Genomic DNA, 18,704 nt, shown 5'->3' with positions numbered 1-18,704 from the left:
GCAGGGGGTCGCGGGTTCGAGTCCCGTCCATTCCGCCACTATTCAGAAAGCCTGAATCAGAAATGATTCAGGCTTTCGTCGTTTTAGTTCCACCCAAAATAACAATCCCTTCATTACACTGTATCGATACATCCGCGCTGCCGGGCGGGAAACACATCAGGTCATCCTTAACCCGACGCATATCGTAGAGGCGATTAACCCGCGAAGTGATTCATCACGCAGGCGAAGCGGGGTGAAAAGTTATCGCCAATAAGAACCGTTTCCTCATTCAGGTGCTTCAGCATATACAGCTTGTCGGCACGTTCGTAAGCGTCGAAGAAGAGATAATCGACAGCATCCGTTGCGTCATCATCTGGGGATTTTTCACGTCCATCGGGAGTGAGCATGAAAACGCCTGCGGTATGGCCGAGCGGACGGGCGTAGCGAAAGAACAGTTTTCGGTTAACCGTGAACTCACCATCATCACTTTTGAATTTCCCTTGTACTGACAATGAAAGGTGTCCGGAATTGTAGCTAGTGATCAGCATAATTCCGTTGAGTTCCTTTTTGCTATTTTGGATATCGAGTATCGACGTGAATTCCGATGAGCATGAAAAGCTGATTTCTTGTTTCTTCGCATTCCCGGCGATAATGAAAAAAGCAATGGCCGCCAGCCCAAAAATGGCAATTACCACTGACCATAGTAAAGGAGAGTGATCGCTTTCCTGCTTCATATCATTCCTCATAATGACGATACTGGCTGACGCAATGGTAATAGCCGAGGTTTAGTCCGCATTCAGCGGCAAACGACCACTCAACCAGGTTATGGTTGCTCGCCCACGTATTAAGATAGAGATCTTTTGGATGCGAACAGTTTGGGTTAATACCCACTGACTTGAATATATCCAGCGCTTTCTTTTCAGTTATGGTATCGGTGAGAGCATTCCCTAATATATGTACCCGGCATTGCTCGTAGTCGATTGTCCGCAGAATAGCTGCGTCCGTCATGGCGATTTCATTGGGGATCCATGTTAACCACGCTGTCGCCAGCACTGCGATACCGGTGATTAACGTTGTTATCGCGACTGGCCATCGGTTTCGGTTCTTTTTGTTGAGCTTCTTTGCAACATGGGCAATTCGCGCTGGAGTTTGCGCCTCTTCCAGTTGCTGAATATTGATATTGACGTCGCCCATCCGAAATCCCATTCGCGGAATGGTGACGATGAGTTCGGCAGGGTGACCCGTTGACGTTATTGCTTTGCGCAGAAATGAAATGTGCTGGTTGAGATTGGCATCCGTCGCCCGGGCGCCATTATGCTGGAAAACATTCAGCAGAATTTCATCGCGCGAGGAAATCTCTTTACCATTTTGCAACAAATAGAGCAGTAATTGCGTTGCCACATTATTCAATGTCGCCATTTCACCCGATGTCAGGTCTTTTAGGGTATTTTTATTTGGTCTGAAAACTAAGCCATCACCAATAATTACGGATTTAATTTTGTTTATTGGTATATGAGAAATCACTGATGTCTCCTTTAAAGCAGGATATCTCGCATTCGAGTGGGGGAAGCAATAGCATAACATAATTCATTTATAAAAAATGGTTGCGCCATAGATCGCTTCATTAATATTTATATAACAATATTTTAATATTTCTTATAAGATGTCTCATTCTCCTTTCTCTCTGTCACTATCTTATTGTCATTACTCGCTTTTGATATCCACTTTCATTTTTACAAAACTTTCATAAATACATTTTGCCTGGTATCCGGACTAAATAAAAAAATAGTTGATAGATAAAAACTCTATAAAAATGCAAAATAATAGATATTAACGCTGGTACGCGCCTGAATTTTGGCGGTTTTTTAGGTAAACGATCGTTATGCAGGCGGTGATACAACACGATTCCCTGAGTTTGGTTAATACCGTATTTTTGCATTGTGTCATTTTTCTGCCGACTTAATATAAGCCCCGAAACAGCCTGAACAGCTGTGGACGGTATTTCGTATGGAATGCCAGTGATGTTCAAAATAAGGGGCGGGTTGAGATGGATTGTTTGCAGGGATATGCGCTACCGCCACCTGCAGATCAGCATTTCCCTGACGTTAAGTGTCTGCGGAAATAGATCGTCGGAATAACTAAAAACGGATATAAGGTTAAGTAGTAATATGAAAATGAAAAACGTGGCTGTGGCCTGCGCGCTGATGGCGGGAATGACTTTGACTGCCTCTTCTGCTTTCGCTGCAAAAAATGTCGAGCCGACTAACGGTAAAATTCAATTCACCGGTTCTCTGGTTAATTCCGCATGCGGTCTGGCACCTGAATCCAGCCCGGTGCAGGTTAATTTTGGTGAGATCCCAACCTCTCAGTTAAAAGACAACCAACGCGCTGGCGTTAAGCATGCCAAAATCGTTCTTCAGGGCTGCGACACCACCGTTGCGAAAACGGCCACTGTGACCTATACCCCGGCAACGATTGATACCGACAACAACGCCCTGGCCGCATTCACCTCTGGTACTGCAAAGGGCGCGGGTATTGGTATGGTTGACAGCGGCAACCAAGACGTGGAATGGGGTAAAGCTGCCTCTCAGGTCAACATCACTGACGGCGAAACCGACATTGATTTCGTTGCTTATCTGCAGGCAAACAACGCTTCTGCAGCGGTAACGCCGGGTGATTTCGAATCTACCGTTAATTTCCAGATCGACTATCAGTAATTACCCGCAGCGGGCGCATTAATGCGCCTGCTTAACCCTTCCTGCGAATAACTGAAAGGAAATACGGTTATGCCTGGATGGCGAATTTTACTGCTTTTTGTCTTTATCTCGCCTGCATGGGTTATGGCTGGCGCCAATCGTCTAAACAGTACGCCCGGCAAAATGCGCATGCGAGGAAATATTATTGAGGCAGCCTGTTATGTTGATCCGCGCGACCGGTCGCTACTGGTTGAATTCGATGATCTCTCTGCCAGAGATATTTCCGGAAGACCAGAAAAAGTGTCCGCGCATGATTTCAGTATTCATTTGCTGGGATGTTCATTAGGGGATTCTCAACATTCCGGGAATGTGTTTCAACGCGCCAATATTACCTTTTCTGGTGCGCCTGACAGGGACAATCCTGATTATCTGAGCGTGCAGTCGGAAACTGAACATTTAGCAATAGAAATATACGACAGCAAAGGACAGCAAATTCGTCTGGGCGAACCATCACCAGATTATGTGCTTAACCCAGGGAAGAACACACTCAACTTTACGGCTTATTTGATCTCCCGTGACGGAAGAATGACATCCGGCGAATTTACTGCGGTCACGCATTTTGTTGTGAATTATCTCTGAGCTGCACTGCAATTCGGGTATCTGAAGGTTTGCGAACGAAAATGATCACGCTGAAAACAGATAAAAAACGCCTGGCGCTATTTATTACTCTGGTTTGTGCCTCTGCATGGGCTGAAGCGGATGAGGCCATTGAATTTAATACTGACGTACTGGACGCCAGTGACCGGCAGAATGTCGATTTGCAGCGTTTTTCCGAAGGCAACTTTGTGACTCCCGGAAAATATCTGCTGGATGTTCGAATTAACAGCCAGGAAATTCCTCAGCAGTCGATCCGCTATATTGTCGATCCTGCCAACCCGCATAAATCCATGGCGTGTCTGACGCAGCAACAACTCGAATTACTGGCGCTCAAAGAAGAGGCGCTGACCTATATTCATCCGATTAGCGCGACCTGCTATGACATTTCCCGTCTGCCGGGCGTAGCGTTGAATAATAGCGCAGGCGTACTGGACATTACCGTGCCGCAAGCATGGATGAAATATACCGATCCCGACTGGACGCCGCCGGAGCGCTGGGATAATGGCGTCGCGGGGCTGATTTTTGACTACAGCATCTCGGGTCAGGCCACACATTACGAGCAGGGGGGCGATCATTACCGCTCTCTTTCTGGCTACGGGCAAACAGGCTTTAACCTCGGCGCGTGGCGCTTTCGCGGGCAGTATCAGGCCAATTACGCTTCCGATGATAATCGTGGGCGTATCGACTGGGATCAGATCTATGCTTATCGCCCATTACCGATGCAGGCGGCAAAACTGACGCTTGGCGAAATCTATCTGAATTCTCAGGTTTTTGATTCGGTACGTTTCACCGGGGTTAACCTCGCCAGCGATGAGCGTATGTTGCCACCGAATTTGCAGGGTTACGCGCCTGAAGTTCATGGCATCGCGCGGAGTAACGCGAAGGTCACCGTCAGTCAGCAGGGACGTGTTATCTATCAAACCACCGTTCCTGCGGGGCCGTTTAATATTCAGGATCTGCACGGCTCGGTACGCGGCACATTGGATGTACGCGTTGAGGAGCAGGATGGCAGCGTACAAACCTTTCAGGTTAATACCGCCGATATTCCCTACCTGACGCGCCCAGGCTACGTTCGCTACAACGCCGCGGTCGGTAAGCCATCGCTTTACAACCATGACATTCAGGGCCCTGCGTTTTATACCGGCGATTTCTCATGGGGGGTCAGCAATGCGTGGTCGCTGTACGGCGGCGCGCTGCTCACTGGCGAGCGCTATAACGCGTGGTCGATGGGGATCGGCCGGGATTTGAGCTGGTTGGGAGCGTTATCGGCAGATGCGACGCAATCCGTGAGTCGGGTGAAGCATCAGGCTGAACAAAAAGGCATGTCCTTTAAGCTCAGCTATGCCAAAACCTTCGATGAATACAACAGCGCCATCACCTTTGCCGGGTACCGCTTTTCACAGCGTAACTTCCGCACTTTTTCGCAGTTCCTCGACGAACAGTATGCCAATAACAACAGCGCCGGCAACGAAAAAGAGATGTACACCATCACCGGTAACAAAACCTTTTTTGCCGACGATCCGCAGTTAGCCACCACGCTGTATCTGACCTACACCCACCAGAACTACTGGGATCGTCGTTCGCAGGATCGTTACGGCTTGTCGATGGGACACAGCTTTTCGTTGGCGGGCATCCAGGGGATTAGCGCCAACCTTGCGGCTTACCGCTCTGAGTATCAGGGCAAACGGGACGACAGTCTTTCGCTTTCAATTTCGATTCCCTGGAGCGATGGCCGATCCATGGATTATGAATTGCAGAACAGCGGCAACCAGACCAGCCAGATGGTTTCGTATTCCGATAACCGCGACCGTAACAATCCATGGCGTTTGCGCGCAGGGGTTTCCGGTGAAGGGCACACGGCATTTGATGGCTATTACAAGCACCGCAGCATGATGGCGGAGCTGGAATCTAACGTCAGCTGGCAGCAATCACGCTATTTCTCCGTAGGCGGCACGATGCGCGGCGGTTTTACCGCGACGCGTCACGGTGCGGCGTTGCACAACAGCCAGGCGTCAATGAATACCGCCAGAGTGATGGTGGATACCGACGGTGTGGCGAATGTACCGCTGAACGGCGAACAGGCGCACTCAAACCGCTTCGGTATTGCCGTGGTACCGGACGTCGTCAGCTATCACAGCTTTGATACCCGTATCGATGTGGACGCAATGGACGAGGATATTTCCGCGACCAAAGCCATTGTCACCAACACCCTGACGGAAGGAGCGATTGGCTACCAGCGCTTTGCCGTGGCGCAGGGGCAAAAAATGATGGCGCTGCTGCGCTTGAAGGATGGTTCGGTCCCGCCGTTTGGCGCCGAAGTGTTTAACGCCAACGGCATCAGCGTCGCCATGGTGATGGAAAACGGCATGGCCTGGATTGCCGGTGTGAATCCAGCCGAGCGTCTTTCCGTGGCCTGGGGCGGTCGAGCGCAGTGTCACTTACAGGTGCCACAACAACTCAACCCGGAAGGTAACGTGCTGTTGCCTTGTGAATAATTTCAATAACCAGAATGAATTTTGTCATGAAAAATCAAGCTTTTTACTCCGTGCAGCGTTGGCTCAAACCCGTGGCTTGTGGCCTGCTTTTTATTGCAGAGATCAACGCTTCCTGGGCGGGTATTGCGCTCGACCGTACCCGGATGATCATCACCGGTGATGCGCGCTCTGTCAGTGCGAACTTAACCAATACCAGCCCGAGCATTCCATTTTTGGCCCAGTCGTGGGTGGAAGATGCCAACGGAACAAAAGTTACCTCGCCGCTGATGGTCTTACCGCCGCTGCAGCGAATTAACGGTGGGCAAAAAGGCATTGCCCGCGTGACGAAAACCAGTGGGATTAATACGCTGCCTCAGGATCGAGAAAGCCTGTTCTATCTGAATGTGCGTGAGATTCCACCTAAGCCTGATAAGCCGAACGTGCTGCAACTGGCGATGCAGTCGCGCATCAAATTGTTCTACCGGCCGACCGCCATCGTGCCGGAAACGCCGGGCGCGGTGTGGCAAAACCAACTGGTCTTTCACAAGCAGGGGCTACGCTGGACCGTGGATAACCCAACGCCATACTTCGTCACCTTAATCGGTTTAAGCCGTAAGCCGGAAGCGCAGGGCGGCGGCAGGCTGACTGACTTCCCCGGGGTTATGGTTTCACCAAAATCCTCGCTTGATTTCAGCGTTACCGACGGCAGCGTCAGCCAGTTCAGCATGATGTATGTGAACGATTTTGGCGGTCACCCTGAATTGAAATTCAGCTGCACAGGCAATGTGTGTAAAGCATTGCCGATGGAGCAACAGCCCCGGTAAAGGACTCGTAAATGAAAAAGATGCTTTGCGCTCTGCTGATGGCTGGTATGGCCTGCCCGGTTCAGGCCACTAGCGGCCGCCAGGATATGAGCAACGTTTCCGGCGAGTATGGCAACGTCCGCTTTCACGGTCGGGTATTCGTTTCGCCGTGCGTGCTGGATATGGCTTCACGCGATCAGACCATCGATCTGGGTGATATTTCCGCCAGCCGCTTTCGCCAGAGCGGCGATCGCAGCGATCCGGTATTAGTGACGCTGAACCTGAATGGCTGCTTAAAAGGCTCTGGCCATACCTTAAGGGATTTTCCCGGACAGACCAGCGAAATGCCGGAGCTGGCGCATAGCACGGTGGAACGTGGCGTGTCGATGACGCTGATGGCCGAGGGTGCGCCGGAAAACAGCGATCTGGGGCGTATTCGCGGCGATGTGCGTGGTGCGGGCATTCGGCTACTGACCGAACGCAACCAGTTGATTCACCTGAATCAACCGCAACGCATGTGGATCCTCAAACCGGGCGATAACGCGATTCACTTTCTTGCCGCGCTGGAATCTTTTGGCCCGGAGGTGACCGCTGGCGAATTTAACGGTCTGGTCAGACTTAAGCTGGAGTATCTATGAGCGTATTGCACAAAGCGCTGCTGTGGGTCGCCCTGGCTGGCTGTCCGCTGGCCGGGCAGGCATTTACTCAGGGTGAAGGTGAGCCGGAGGGCGGGTCGCCGCATCAGTACGATATTGAACTGAGCTCGCTGGATGTCAGCAAAAACCATGTAGGCGGCAGAACGGAGCCTTTTACCTGGAATCTGGGCAGTTGGTATGTGGTGAATTTTTATTGCGAACAGGCCGATATCTCTCGGGAGCCAATTTATTACACCACCACGACCACCATGCCGCCTTCAAATCAGGGGGCGAACCGTTTTCGGTTAAACGAGTATCTGGATGTGGAAGTTCAGGTGTGGGTTGCCGGACGTTATAACAAATACGTCCAGGCGCCTTTTACCAACGTTTCAAATCGCAACAGTAACAACAGCTGTAAAAAGCGTAAGGGCTACACGCGCGCCACGAACGTTGAAAGTGGTTCAAAAGGGAAAGTGACGTTTATTGTCACTAAACCCATTATCAATGGCATCAATATCACTTCTCAGTCGCTGGTGGAGGTTGCCGGGCGCATGGGCGGTGCGGGACCTACGCCAACCACGGCGATTTCACGCGTGGTCATTAAATCCGGGCTCATTACCGTGCCGGATAAATGCACCTTCAATCGGGGAGACAAAATCAGCATTGAGTTTGGCGATCTGCCCGGATCCGCTGCAAAGCTCAACGGCACCAATTACAGCAAGTCGATCCCGATACATGTGGTCTGTGAAGGCGGCAGCTTCGATCAGGGCGCGCTGAACATCAATTTAGGTGTACAAACCACCACGGCGTCAGGTACGGCTGGGTTTAACGATCATCTTCTCGGTACGTTGAGTGGCGGACAGAAACGCGACGATCTCGGCATTCTGATTAAAGACGAGAGCGGCGGCACCGTAGTGCCCAATCAGTTCTACAACGTGAAGGGTTTTTACCAGAATCAGGGCGACTGGAATCTCACTGCCGCACCGGTGGCAAAGCCGGGCGTGGGGAGCGTTAAGGAAGGTGAGTTTGAAGCCTCTGCTACCGTTGTCGCGCAGTTTCAGTAGGGTAATACCATGACTTTCAGAACGTTAATCGCGGTGAGTACGCTGCTGTTTGGCGCAACGGTTCAGGCTGACACCATACTGGTCGGCGGCGATATGTATTTTCACGGCACCATCAGAGCGCTGGCCTGCAGCCTGGCGCCCGGCGGCGACAAAATCGAGGTCGATTTCGGGCAAATCGCGACGCAGGATCTCTATCTCTCGGGGCGCAGTAAACCGGAAAAATTCAGCATCCAGCTACGCGACTGCAACCCGGAGGTCTTCCGTGGGATCTCGGTCACCTTCAGCGGCAAGGAAGATGCGGAGCTTACCGATCATCTGGCGCTGGATAGCAGCGAGCAGGGCGGGGCGTCGGGGATCGGGATTGGGATGAGCGAAGACGATGGCACGGCAATCCGGCTTGATGAAAGTACATCAGTTACAGAGATTACTGAAGGATCGATGACGCTGAATTTTTTGGCGTGGGTCGCGGCAGAGCCGTCGGCGATAAAAAACCAGTCCCTTGAATACGGTCCGTTCAGCGCCAGCGGGACCTGGACGTTGAATTACCAGTAGCATGATGAACGCACTGAATCGTATTGCGCCGCTGCCTGGCCAGAAATTATTGCTGATTGTCAGTCTGTTTTTCTGGTGCGGGATCATGCACCTCTACTGGTTGAATAACGGCGGCAGCGGTCTGTCGTTGCCGCTTAATATTACCAGTTGGATCTACGCTGCGGTATTGGCTGCAAGCGTAACGATGCTACTGCCTCGCCGACGCTGGCGCATCACTGTACCTGCCATGGGATTTACGTTGGGTGCGCTCATCCTGACGCTGCTTTGTCTGCTGACGCCGGGCGTCTGGCGGTCCGAGGCGTTGCTGGTGATGGGGGCGCTATTGGGTGGGGTGCTTGTCTATCTGGTGACATTGCAAATTCCACTTACGGTAAACGTTCGCACGGCATTGCTGGCCCTGTTATGGGGGGCATGCGTCATCGAATGCGTGGCGTTTGTCTATCAGTACTGGCATTGGCCGGGCGTTGATTACTGGGAGTTTGCCTGGCGGCGTGGCACGCGGCCCTACGGTATTTTTCAGCAGGTCAATCTGCTGGCCAGTTTCACGGCGTGCGGCGTGTTGCTGTCAGCGCTGCTCTTTTTACGCCTGGGCGGCAGATACCGAATTGTTATCGGGATTGCTCTGGTGGTGATGGGATTTGTGCTGCATGAATCCCAGTCGCAAACCGGCTTTTTGTCTCTGGCGGTCGGCGAAGTGTTGCTGCTGGCGGTGTTCCCTGCACAACGCCGCACGTTGTTGCTACTTCTGTTGCCTCTGGCGTTAGGTATGGCGGCAGGCGCGGCCGCTCGCCATTTTTTGTCCGTTGCCACGGTAGATCATTTAACGACATCTCATGTGCGCTGGACGGTGCTGAAAACGTCACTGGCATTATTTGCTGAACGTCCGTGGATGGGATGGGGCGTGGGCAGTTTCGCTGCTGTTTTTCTCGAACGAGCGGGGCCATTGGGGCTTAGCAGCATCTCGCATCCACATAATGAACTGGTGCTGTGGCTGGTGGAGGGCGGTCTGGTTGGGCTGGCGGGCGCGCTGTGTTTTATTGCGGGTGGGTTATGGCTCTGGCTGCACGGAAATCGCTGGCGTCGTGCCTGCCTGGTGGCGGCGTTGCCGGTGGTTATCCATATGTTGACGGAATACCCGGTCAGGCAGTCAACGCCACACTGGTTATTGCTGATCCTGCTGCTTCGTTGCGCAGATGGCGCGCTAAAAGGGACAAGTCTGACGCGCCCGGCGACGTCGTTGATTCGTGGGCTGGCATTTATCTCGTTTCTGATAGCCACTCCCTTGTTGCTTCTCACGCTACAGACGCAACAGCAACTGACGCTGGCGGAACGGCAGTCAACACAGTGGCAACTTGCCGAATCGCTCCCGGTGGGCGGCTGGTTGCTTGCCACACGCTACCGGTTTGATCTCCAGATGGGATACCTGCAGCGGTATCAACGTACCCGGGATGCTCGCTGGCTGGAGTTGGTTCGCCGCTGGGCGCCTGACTATGTGCGTGTTCACCCGGACCCGAATATCTCCTTCACGCAAATCTTGCTGGCGTTACAGCAGCGCGACCTGAACCAGGCGCACCGTCTGGCGACGCGCTTTTACCTGATCTACCCGAACGATCGCCGTATCTCCTGGTTACAGGATGCACGACGTCCTTTTAATCAAAAAATGGAATGATATGAACAGACTCAGCGAACAGGCTCAATATGTACCAGAGCTTCCCCGTAATGCCGAACTGCTGCGGATCTCCGGGATCCGTTTGCAGCGCATTCATTTTTTTGATGATGCCTCACTGGATGTCCGTGAGGTGTTAAGCCAGGTACGCACGCCGCTCCCGCTGGATCTTTTTTTCAAGCATCTTTCTGTCAGCGCGAAACAGCAGCTGTTTATGTGGCAAATGCAGCGGGTGCTCGTACTTCCAGGAAGCTATTCGCTGAATTTATCCGTCAGGATGCTGACCTGTCTGTCATGGATCTCGCGACTCACCAGGCAGGCGCATCAGGGGCGGATTGTTATTGAAATTCAGGATCCCGCGACCATGATGCGTCTGGAAAAGGCAGAGCAGCAGGCGGTATGCATCGCCATAAAAACCCTGGTGCGTCATGGGTTTCGCGTGTGGCTGGATGACGTTTCGCCTGAGCTGTTTTTTGTCTGGCGACTGTCTGGCATCCGTTTTGATGCCATTAAAATTGAAAGCGGGATGTTTCATCAGTTCAGATCATCGGAGTGGCAGTTGCGGGTACTGGTCAATCAATTTCGCGGGCTGGGAGAGCGGGTGGTGATCGAGGGAGTAGAAAGCGCGCAGGATTACGCCATCTGCCGTATGAGCGGCGCAGATGCTGTACAGGGCTTCTTTTTTGAGCAGGAGATTGTGCCGAAAAGCCTGAATCATTGCTGATTCAGGCCCTGGGGATTACTCGCTCAGCGTCTGTGCGATATCTTTCTGTACCTGCTGGCGCTGTTCCGGAGTCAGCACTTTGTTCAGGTCAAAGTAGTATTTCACGCGATAATAACGCGCTTGTTGTTCGATATTGCTGAACGCGGAAAGCTGCTTCTTGACGGCGGTTTCATCCCATTTCCCGGACTTGATAACGTCAATCAATGCGCCGTCTTTAACATCTTTCACTGAAATCTGGCTGACGTTGGTTTCAAGCTGCTGGTGCAGTTTTTTGATCTGCGCAACCTGGTCGGTGGTCAGCTTAAGGTGCTGGACTACCGGGTCCTGAGCTGGGGCGGGAACGTTGGATACATTTGCTGCAAACGTGCTAAAAGAAGCGCCAGCTACGGTTGCAGCCAGCAAAGTCATGCGAACGAAGTTCTTCATTATTGAAATCCTGATAAAGGAATTATTAACATTGTCAGACACTCGCCGGTTACGAGTGATTATCCCTTGCAGAATACGTTGCCTGAAGCATGTCGCCACGCGAATTTGTTTTGCGGTTGGTTACGGAGTGCAACAATCCCGCTATGCAAAAATGTTGCGCAGCGGGAGGAGAAGCGATATCTACAGCGCGAACGGGTCGGCGTCCTGCCAGGCGGGAAACTTTTCGCGATACTCACGCAGCGCCGAGAGCGACAGGTCAGCGTCAATGCGCGTGGCCTGATGCGGCTCGGCGGTGGCAATAATCTCACCCTGTGGATTTATCACCCGGCTGTCACCGCGATAATGATGACCGTTACCGTCAGTTCCTACACGGTTACATCCTGCTACATACGCCTGATTCTCAATCGCCCGTGCAGTGAGCAGAACCTGCCAGTGCAGCGAACGCGGCGCGGGCCAGTTAGCCACATACAAAGCGAGGTCGTAATCGTTACGGTTGCGCGACCACACCGGAAAACGCAGGTCATAACAGATTAACGGCAGAATGCGCCAGCCGCGCCATGCAAAAATAACGCGCACGTCTCCCGCCTGGTAGTGCTGATGTTCATCCGCCATGCGGAACAGATGACGTTTGTCATAGAAATGCACATTACCTTCAGGCTCGACCAGAAAAAAGCGGTTAACCGAACCGCGTTCGGAGTGAATCGCGGCACTGCCCGCGATCAGGGCGTTCGTCTGTTGCGCTTTGGCGCGCATCCAGCTTACGACCTCTTCCTGCGGCAGCGATTTGTTTGCTGCTTCCATCGCAAATCCGCTGGTAAACATCTCGGGCAACACAATCACATCACGTCCGGTGACGGTTTCCAGTTGTCGGTCGAAATGGCGCAGGTTGGCCGGGCCATCCATCCAAATCAACGGTTGTTGCAGCAGAGTAATTTTCAAACCAGGCACGATCGAGGCTCCTCGTTGAACAACATTTTGACACTGTAGCATGAGCTTTAACGAAAATGTGGCAATAAAAAGCCCCGCATTAAGCGGGGCTAAATGTTATGCGTGTGTCGTTATGCCGCTTCGACTTTACGCACTTTCTCTGGCAGCTTTACCGGCTGCGTCGCCAGCTCCTCGGGTTCGAAGTCATCCACGTTAATGCTGCGCAGACGGCTCGCTTCGGCTTTCACCAGAATCGCGGCTTCGTCTTTATCAATCAACCCTTTGGCCAGCGCGTTATGCGCCAGTTCGTCCAGGCGGGTAAACGGCAGATTTTTACCCAATTCTTTGCAGATCCGCTGGTGGATAGGGTCGGCTGCAATCACGTCCAGCAGAGCCTCTTCCAGCAAACCGACCGGGTTATGCTCGCTTGGCGTCAGGTATTGACCGCGACCAAGGCGAGAACGGGTGGCGCTCGGAACCTGCAAAATCTTCGCGACCTTATGATCCAGCTTGTCGGACGGTGCATGATAGTGGCGACCGGTCGGGAAGATAACCACACTCAGCAAACCGGCAACTAAACGGTTCGGGAAGTTTTTCAGCAGATCGTCCATCGCCTGTTCGGCTTTGTACAACGCATCCTGGACGCCCCAGTGAACCAACGGCAGGTCGGCTTCATTACGGCCTTCATCGTCATAACGCTTCAGCACCGCGGAGGCCAGGTACAGCTGACTTAACACATCCCCTAGTCGCGCCGAGATACGCTCACGACGCTTCAGGCTACCGCCCAGAACGGCCATGGACACATCCGAAAGCAGTGCCAGGTTGGCGCTCAGACGGTTCAGGTGCTGATAGTAACGTTTGGTCGCATCGGCGGTTGGCGTGCTGCTGGTTAAGCCACGCGTCAGGCCCAGCCAGAAACTGCGTACTTTATTGCTGCCAACGTGACCGATATGTTTGAACAGCAACTTATCGAACGCATTCACATCGTTATTCTGCGCTGCAGCCATCTCTTCCAGCACATACGGATGGCAGCGAATCGCACCCTGACCGAAGATCATCATGCTACGGGTCAGAATGTTAGCGCCTTCAACGGTAATGGCGATAGGCGCCCCCTGATAAGCACGGGCGAGGAAGTTGCTTTCGCCAAGCATGATGCCTTTACCGCCAGTAATATCCATGGCATCGATGATTGATTGCTGTCCACGGTGAGTACAGTGATACTTCACGATAGCCGACAGTACCGCCGGTTTTTCACCCAGCATAATGCCGTAGGTAATCAGCGACGCCGCAGCATCCATTACGTAGGCGTTACCGGCAATACGCGCCAACGGCTCTTCAATACCTTCCATCTTGCCGATAGAGATTTTGAACTGGCGACGAATATGCGCATACGCGCCGGTTGCCATTGCGACCGACTTCACGCCGCCCGTGGAGTTAGACGGCAGGGTAATACCGCGCCCCACAGACAAACATTCCACCAGCATACGCCAGCCCTGACCGGCCATTTTTGGGCCACCGATAATGTAATCAATCGGCACAAAGACATCTTTACCCAGTGTCGGACCGTTCTGGAACGGCACGTTCAGCGGGAAGTGGCGGCGACCAATCTGTACGCCCGGCGTTGAGGTTGGGATCAGCGCACAGGTAATACCGAGATCTTCTTCCCCACCCAGCAGTTTTTCCGGGTCGGAGAGTTTAAATGCCAGACCCAGTACGGTAGCGATAGGCGCCAGCGTGATATAACGTTTGTTCCAGGTCAGGCGCATCCCCAGCACCTGCTGGCCCTGCCAGTCGCCCATACAAACCACGCCGGTATCAGGGATCGCGCCTGCGTCGGAGCCTGCTTCCGGGCTGGTCAGAGCGAAACATGGGATCTCCTGACCGCGTGCCAGACGCGGCAGGTAATGATTCTTTTGCTCTTCGGTGCCGTAATGCTGCAGCAGTTCGCCTGGGCCTAATGAGTTAGGTACGCCGACGGTGATCGCGAGGATCCCGGAGACGCCGGAGAGTTTCTGCAATACGCGAGCCTGAGCATACGCGGAGAATTCCAGCCCGCCGTACTCTTTCTTAATGATCATCGCAAAGAAGCGGTGTTCTTTCAGATACGCCCACAGTTCCGGCGGCAGATCCGCGAGTTCGTGGGTGATCTGGAAGTCATTCGCCATGCGGCATGCTTCTTCCACCGGACCATCAATAAACGCTTGTTCTTCAGCTGTCAGGTGCGGCTGAGGATAGTTATGCAGTTTTTTCCAGTCTGGTTTCCCCTGGAACAGGTCGCCTTCCCACCAGGTTGTACCGGCATCAATCGCCTCTTTCTCTGTACGCGACATGGGCGGCATGACTTTACGGAAACCGCGGAACACCGGCGCAGAGATCATGGATTTGCGCATCGGCGTCAAGTTAAACGGTACGAGAATAATGGCCAGAGGAACCAGCAACCAGACTGACCACAGACCAGCCACGCCAAGCGCAGCCGTCCAGGCGAGCAAAATTAAGCTGCTGAGGAATAAGCTCACGCGGTGATAGAACAATACGCCGAGCAGAACAACCGTAGCGATAATACTCAAAATCATCATAACGAAAAGCTCCCTTGCTTGTAGGAGGTCTGACCACTTGTGATGATATGGTTGTAGTGGATGTAAATTCTTTTAGCAATGTGTTTACAAAATAATTACAACAAAGCTCACATTGTTGGTGTTTTAACCGGCACAAAAAATCAAAAGCCGCGGCCATTCCTGTGGCTTGTACTTCTCGCTGGTAGCGCTATCCGGTACACTGCATCCTGTCATTTACATTCATGCTGAAGGATATCCTCATGTACCAGGATCTTATTCGTAACGAACTGAGCGAAGCGGCGGAAACGCTGGCTAATTTTCTTAAAGATGACGCCAATATTCACGCCATTCAGCGCGCGGCGGTCCTGTTGGCAGACAGCTTTAAAGCCGGTGGTAAGGTACTTTCTTGCGGTAACGGCGGTTCCCATTGCGATGCGATGCACTTCGCCGAAGAGCTGACCGGGCGCTATCGTGAAAACCGCCCAGGTTATCCGGCTATCGCTATCTCTGACGTTAGCCACATCTCCTGCGTCAGCAACGATTTCGGTTACGATTATGTGTTCTCCCGTTACGTTGAAGCCGTGGGACGCGAGGGCGATGTCCTGTTAGGCATCTCTACTTCGGGTAACTCTGGTAACGTGATTAAAGCGATTGCCGCAGCGCGTGAGAAGGGGATGAAAGTCATCACCCTGACCGGTAAAGATGGCGGCAAGATGGCGGGCAGCGCGGATATCGAAATTCGTGTGCCGCACTTTGGCTACGCTGATCGTATTCAGGAAATTCATATCAAAGTGATCCATATCCTGATTCAACTGATCGAAAAAGAGATGGTTAAATCATAAGAAGGCGATTGCCGGATGGCGGCTGAAGCCTTATCCGGCCTACATGAGCTCCACGTAGGCCTGATAAGCGCAGCGCCATCAGGCAGTTCACGGTTTTAAGGTAGGTGATGTATGTGCGAACTGCTCGGGATGAGCGCCAATGTGCCAACCGATATCTGCTTTAGCTTCACCGGGCTGGTTCAGCGCGGCGGAGGGACCGGGCCGCACAAAGACGGCTGGGGTATTACGTTTTATGAGGGTAAGGGTTGCCGTACGTTTAAAGATCCGCAACCCAGCTTTAATTCGCCTATCGCCAAACTGGTACAAGACTATCCCATCAAATCCTGTTCCGTGATTGCCCACATTCGTCAGGCGAATCGTGGGGAAGTGGCGCTGGAAAATACCCATCCATTTACCCGTGAACTATGGGGACGTAACTGGACGTATGCCCATAACGGACAGCTCAGCGGTTATAAATCGCTGGAGACCGGTAATTTCCGCCCGGTCGGTGAAACTGACAGCGAAAAAGCCTTCTGCTGGCTGCTGCACAAGCTGACAGAGCGTTATCCACGCACGCCAGGTAATATGACAGCGGTGTTTAAATATATCGCGGCGCTGGCAGGAGAACTGCGGGAGAAGGGCGTCTTCAACATGCTGTTGTCTGACGGTCGTTATGTGATGGCTTTCTGCTCGACCAACCTGTTTTGGATCACCCGTCGAGCGCCATTTGGCGTAGCGACGCTGCTGGATCAGGATGTGGAAATTGATTTTAGCTCAGAGACCACACCCAATGATGTGGTCACCGTGATTGCCACTCAGCCGTTAACCGGCAATGAAACCTGGCAAAAGATTATGCCAGGCGAATGGGCATTATTTTGTCTCGGGGAGCGAGTAGTTTGATGCCAGCTGCGGTTGAACGACTTCGTGACTCAACGGCTTGCTGATAACGTAACGGCCATCGACGACGGAAACGGTCGGTGGCTTACGCGTTTGTTCAAAGTAATCGTATCCTGGCTTTAACTGGGCCCAGAAATCTTTGTAATACGAAAACTTATGGCGCTGCATATTGGCATCGGTCATGCGGAACGGGTAAATGCTAACCTGTACGCTGGATTGCCCGAACACCAGAGCGCCGGTGACAAACTGGAAAATCTCATCAATACCGTTGTCGGTCATCGCATAGCAGCCGACGGAAACGCAGGCGCCGTGGATCATCAGGTATTTACCTTCATAACCGTGTGCACGGTCGTAGGCGTTAGGGAAACCGATGTTAATCGCTTTATAGAAGCGGCTATCCGGTTTGAGCTGTCCGCGTTGTACGCTGTAAAAACCTTCCGGGCTTTTGAAATCACCCTGACGCTGTTTCGGCCCTAAGCCGCCGGAATAATTGCAGATCTTATAACTGTCGAGCAATTGATACTGTTCGCCCATCTTGACGTACAGATCGAGCGTTCGCTCTTCTTTGAAGATCTGGATATAGACAGGGGAGCCCATTAACTGCTGCTTATATTCTTTGCTGACAGGCGTGGTCGGGCTGCTGCTGCTCAGCAAACCAGCAAATGAAACGCACGGCAATAAAAGCATCGCAAGAAAAAATGCGATTTTACGCATACTGCTTATTCCTTGATAAAACGATTACACACGCCAGGACGGCAAAAAGAGTCCCCAAATCGGATAAATCTGGATCTGGAGCGCTCACATTAGCACCAAGAGAGTTTTTCGCAAGTCTCTCGTGCGGCGTTTACACTTTAGTTTTTCTTTATACGAAAAATTGCGCTTAAAGGCTGTCAGACACGGGCCTATTTTGCGGGCTACTGCTCTGCATTTCGTCTTATTAATAAAGAATGTCTAATGTATTGAATTTAAAAAATTAATTATTTAATAATCGAATATTAACCCGGAATGACGGGCAATAGCGCTAGACTGCGGCGAACGTGTTTGACCAGGTATTCTTCTTTTCATGTTTTTTGTCTCTGCGCCCCGTTGCTTCTTGCCGGGCCTGCTGTCTTTGTGTGTTGTGCTGTCATTACCGTCTGTCGCCAAAGTTCAGCCCCACTTATCTGACGCCCAGTTAAGCTATGCGGCGCAATTGCGTATGCGTAACCGCGCCCGGCTGCTGAAGCAGTATCACGCCCAGGTAAAAAAACAGGCAAGCTACGTGGTGGAAGGCAACGCAGAAAGTAAACGCGCGCTGCGCCAGCAGAATCGGACGCTGATTAAACAGCACCCTGAGTGGTTCCCGGGGCCGCTAAAAGCCAGCGACCATCGCTGGCAGGAGCTGGCTGAGAATGACCATTTTCTCAGTAGCGATCATCTGCACAATATCACCGAAGTGGCTATCCACCGACTTGAGCAGCAGTTAGGCAAACCTTATTTGTGGGGCGGTACCAGTCCGGATGAAGGGTTTGACTGTAGCGGACTGATTTTTTATGCCTACAACAAAATCCTGGCGGCAAAATTGCCCCGTACGGCGAATGAAATGTATCACTACCGACGGGCAACGATTGTCTCTAACCGCGATCTTCGCCGTGGTGATTTAGTGTTCTTTCATATTCACAGCCGGGATATTGCCGATCATATGGGCGTCTATTTGGGGCAGGGGCAATTTATTGAATCACCGCGGACGGGAGAAACCATTCGGGTAAGCAATTTATCCGATGACTTCTGGCAGGATCATTATCTTGGCGCCCGTCGTATTCTTACGGAAAATACGATTCTGTAATCA

The 18,704-nt window shown here is 52.3% G+C and carries 18 protein-coding genes; 12 read left to right on the top strand and 6 right to left on the bottom strand.

The features are described 5' to 3' along the window. Window positions 1-194 precede the first annotated feature (194 nt). Together FDW97_RS13290 and FDW97_RS13285 are read right to left on the bottom strand one after the other, a co-directional pair. Entirely contained in the window at window positions 195-713 is a 519-nt protein-coding gene (locus FDW97_RS13290) for a hypothetical protein (RefSeq protein WP_042310494.1), read from the bottom strand. Between the two features lies 1 nt (window position 714). Continuing rightward, the gene (locus FDW97_RS13285; protein WP_226809209.1) at window positions 715-1,398 is read right to left on the bottom strand and encodes a winged helix-turn-helix domain-containing protein; all 684 of its coding nucleotides are present in this window, start codon (window positions 1,396-1,398) and stop codon (window positions 715-717) included. Between the two features lie 749 nt (window positions 1,399-2,147). On the opposite strand from FDW97_RS13285, the gene FDW97_RS13280 reads away from it, so the two are divergent. From FDW97_RS13280 to FDW97_RS13240, 9 genes are all read left to right on the top strand, one after another. After that, window positions 2,148-2,696, top strand: coding sequence for a fimbrial protein (locus FDW97_RS13280; RefSeq protein WP_038637500.1), 549 nt, complete (start codon window positions 2,148-2,150; stop codon window positions 2,694-2,696). Window positions 2,697-2,765: 69 nt separating this feature from the next. Further along, window positions 2,766-3,314 (top strand): fimbrial protein, encoded by a 549-nt coding sequence (locus tag FDW97_RS13275; RefSeq protein WP_087856505.1) that lies wholly within the window; start codon window positions 2,766-2,768, stop codon window positions 3,312-3,314. A gap of 41 nt (window positions 3,315-3,355) precedes the next feature. Further along, a complete protein-coding gene (locus tag FDW97_RS13270; protein WP_137351145.1) occupies window positions 3,356-5,827 on the top strand; it encodes a fimbria/pilus outer membrane usher protein in 2,472 nt (823 codons plus the stop codon). Between the two features lie 26 nt (window positions 5,828-5,853). Then, window positions 5,854-6,630: a molecular chaperone gene (locus FDW97_RS13265; protein WP_087856503.1), complete on the top strand. Its 777-nt coding sequence runs from the start codon at window positions 5,854-5,856 to the stop codon at window positions 6,628-6,630. 11 nt (window positions 6,631-6,641) lie between these two features. Continuing rightward, window positions 6,642-7,247: a fimbrial protein gene (locus FDW97_RS13260; protein ID WP_087856502.1), complete on the top strand. Its 606-nt coding sequence runs from the start codon at window positions 6,642-6,644 to the stop codon at window positions 7,245-7,247. Further along, window positions 7,244-8,308, top strand: a complete 1,065-nt coding sequence (locus tag FDW97_RS13255) for a fimbrial protein (protein WP_137351144.1) — start codon at window positions 7,244-7,246, stop codon at window positions 8,306-8,308. Before FDW97_RS13260 ends, FDW97_RS13255 begins: the two co-directional genes overlap by 4 nt. Window positions 8,309-8,317: 9 nt before the next feature. Beyond that, window positions 8,318-8,860, top strand: coding sequence for a fimbrial protein (locus tag FDW97_RS13250; protein ID WP_137351143.1), 543 nt, complete (start codon window positions 8,318-8,320; stop codon window positions 8,858-8,860). A gap of 1 nt (window position 8,861) precedes the next feature. Beyond that, entirely contained in the window at window positions 8,862-10,529 is a 1,668-nt protein-coding gene (locus FDW97_RS13245) for an O-antigen ligase (protein WP_137351142.1), read from the top strand. A 1-nt stretch (window position 10,530) separates the two neighbouring features. After that, a complete protein-coding gene (locus FDW97_RS13240; protein ID WP_038637529.1) occupies window positions 10,531-11,250 on the top strand; it encodes an EAL domain-containing protein in 720 nt (239 codons plus the stop codon). Window positions 11,251-11,265: 15 nt separating this feature from the next. Here FDW97_RS13240 and FDW97_RS13235 read toward each other — a convergent pair whose 3' ends face one another. From FDW97_RS13235 to fadE, 3 genes are all read right to left on the bottom strand, one after another. Then, window positions 11,266-11,676 carry a Spy/CpxP family protein refolding chaperone gene (locus tag FDW97_RS13235; protein ID WP_038637532.1) on the bottom strand — a complete coding sequence of 137 codons (411 nt, stop codon included), beginning with the start codon at window positions 11,674-11,676 and terminating at the stop codon, window positions 11,266-11,268. A 180-nt stretch (window positions 11,677-11,856) separates the two neighbouring features. Continuing rightward, window positions 11,857-12,624, bottom strand: coding sequence for an amidohydrolase (locus FDW97_RS13230; RefSeq protein WP_137351141.1), 768 nt, complete (start codon window positions 12,622-12,624; stop codon window positions 11,857-11,859). Between the two features lie 110 nt (window positions 12,625-12,734). Next, the gene (gene fadE, locus FDW97_RS13225; RefSeq protein ID WP_038637538.1) at window positions 12,735-15,179 is read right to left on the bottom strand and encodes an acyl-CoA dehydrogenase FadE; all 2,445 of its coding nucleotides are present in this window, start codon (window positions 15,177-15,179) and stop codon (window positions 12,735-12,737) included. 239 nt (window positions 15,180-15,418) lie between these two features. Between fadE and lpcA the strand changes: the two genes are divergently transcribed. Further along, complete coding sequence (gene lpcA, locus FDW97_RS13220) at window positions 15,419-16,000, top strand: D-sedoheptulose 7-phosphate isomerase (RefSeq protein ID WP_016149592.1); 582 nt, start codon at window positions 15,419-15,421, stop codon at window positions 15,998-16,000. Between the two features lie 111 nt (window positions 16,001-16,111). After that, window positions 16,112-16,879, top strand: coding sequence for a class II glutamine amidotransferase (locus tag FDW97_RS13215; RefSeq protein WP_069323846.1), 768 nt, complete (start codon window positions 16,112-16,114; stop codon window positions 16,877-16,879). Here the strand turns inward: FDW97_RS13215 and dpaA are convergent. Further along, the gene (gene dpaA / locus FDW97_RS13210) at window positions 16,850-17,590 is read right to left on the bottom strand and encodes a peptidoglycan meso-diaminopimelic acid protein amidase (protein WP_038637546.1); all 741 of its coding nucleotides are present in this window, start codon (window positions 17,588-17,590) and stop codon (window positions 16,850-16,852) included. The two genes, FDW97_RS13215 and dpaA, sit on opposite strands and share 30 nt — an antisense overlap. A 349-nt stretch (window positions 17,591-17,939) precedes the next feature. On the opposite strand from dpaA, the gene FDW97_RS13205 reads away from it, so the two are divergent. Further along, window positions 17,940-18,701 carry a C40 family peptidase gene (locus FDW97_RS13205; RefSeq protein WP_038637549.1) on the top strand — a complete coding sequence of 254 codons (762 nt, stop codon included), beginning with the start codon at window positions 17,940-17,942 and terminating at the stop codon, window positions 18,699-18,701. Window positions 18,702-18,704: the final 3 nt, after the last annotated feature.

The sequence above is a fragment of the Citrobacter sp. wls708 genome (assembly GCF_005281255.1).
GTDB classification, from domain to species: domain Bacteria; phylum Pseudomonadota; class Gammaproteobacteria; order Enterobacterales; family Enterobacteriaceae; genus Citrobacter; species Citrobacter werkmanii.
Note: the sequence above shows the minus strand (reverse complement) of the source record. Positions and strands in the feature narration are given on the sequence as shown.

Bases quoted from the DNA above. Each gene is read 5' to 3' on its own strand.
- FDW97_RS13275 (WP_087856505.1), top strand. From the start codon at position 2,766: ATGCCTGGATGGCGAATTTTACTGCTTTTTGTCTTTATCTCGCCTGCA.
- fadE (WP_038637538.1), bottom strand. From the start codon at position 15,179: ATGATGATTTTGAGTATTATCGCTACGGTTGTTCTGCTCGGCGTATTG.
- FDW97_RS13280 (WP_038637500.1), top strand. From the start codon at position 2,148: ATGAAAATGAAAAACGTGGCTGTGGCCTGCGCGCTGATGGCGGGAATG.
- FDW97_RS13250 (WP_137351143.1), top strand. From the start codon at position 8,318: ATGACTTTCAGAACGTTAATCGCGGTGAGTACGCTGCTGTTTGGCGCA.
- FDW97_RS13255 (WP_137351144.1), top strand. From the start codon at position 7,244: ATGAGCGTATTGCACAAAGCGCTGCTGTGGGTCGCCCTGGCTGGCTGT.
- FDW97_RS13285 (WP_226809209.1), bottom strand. From the start codon at position 1,398: ATGGCGACATTGAATAATGTGGCAACGCAATTACTGCTCTATTTGTTG.
- FDW97_RS13270 (WP_137351145.1), top strand. From the start codon at position 3,356: ATGATCACGCTGAAAACAGATAAAAAACGCCTGGCGCTATTTATTACT.
- FDW97_RS13205 (WP_038637549.1), top strand. From the start codon at position 17,940: ATGTTTTTTGTCTCTGCGCCCCGTTGCTTCTTGCCGGGCCTGCTGTCT.
- FDW97_RS13240 (WP_038637529.1), top strand. From the start codon at position 10,531: ATGAACAGACTCAGCGAACAGGCTCAATATGTACCAGAGCTTCCCCGT.
- dpaA (WP_038637546.1), bottom strand. From the start codon at position 17,590: ATGCGTAAAATCGCATTTTTTCTTGCGATGCTTTTATTGCCGTGCGTT.
- FDW97_RS13235 (WP_038637532.1), bottom strand. From the start codon at position 11,676: ATGAAGAACTTCGTTCGCATGACTTTGCTGGCTGCAACCGTAGCTGGC.
- FDW97_RS13245 (WP_137351142.1), top strand. From the start codon at position 8,862: ATGATGAACGCACTGAATCGTATTGCGCCGCTGCCTGGCCAGAAATTA.
- FDW97_RS13215 (WP_069323846.1), top strand. From the start codon at position 16,112: ATGTGCGAACTGCTCGGGATGAGCGCCAATGTGCCAACCGATATCTGC.
- FDW97_RS13290 (WP_042310494.1), bottom strand. From the start codon at position 713: ATGAAGCAGGAAAGCGATCACTCTCCTTTACTATGGTCAGTGGTAATT.
- FDW97_RS13265 (WP_087856503.1), top strand. From the start codon at position 5,854: ATGAAAAATCAAGCTTTTTACTCCGTGCAGCGTTGGCTCAAACCCGTG.
- FDW97_RS13260 (WP_087856502.1), top strand. From the start codon at position 6,642: ATGAAAAAGATGCTTTGCGCTCTGCTGATGGCTGGTATGGCCTGCCCG.
- lpcA (WP_016149592.1), top strand. From the start codon at position 15,419: ATGTACCAGGATCTTATTCGTAACGAACTGAGCGAAGCGGCGGAAACG.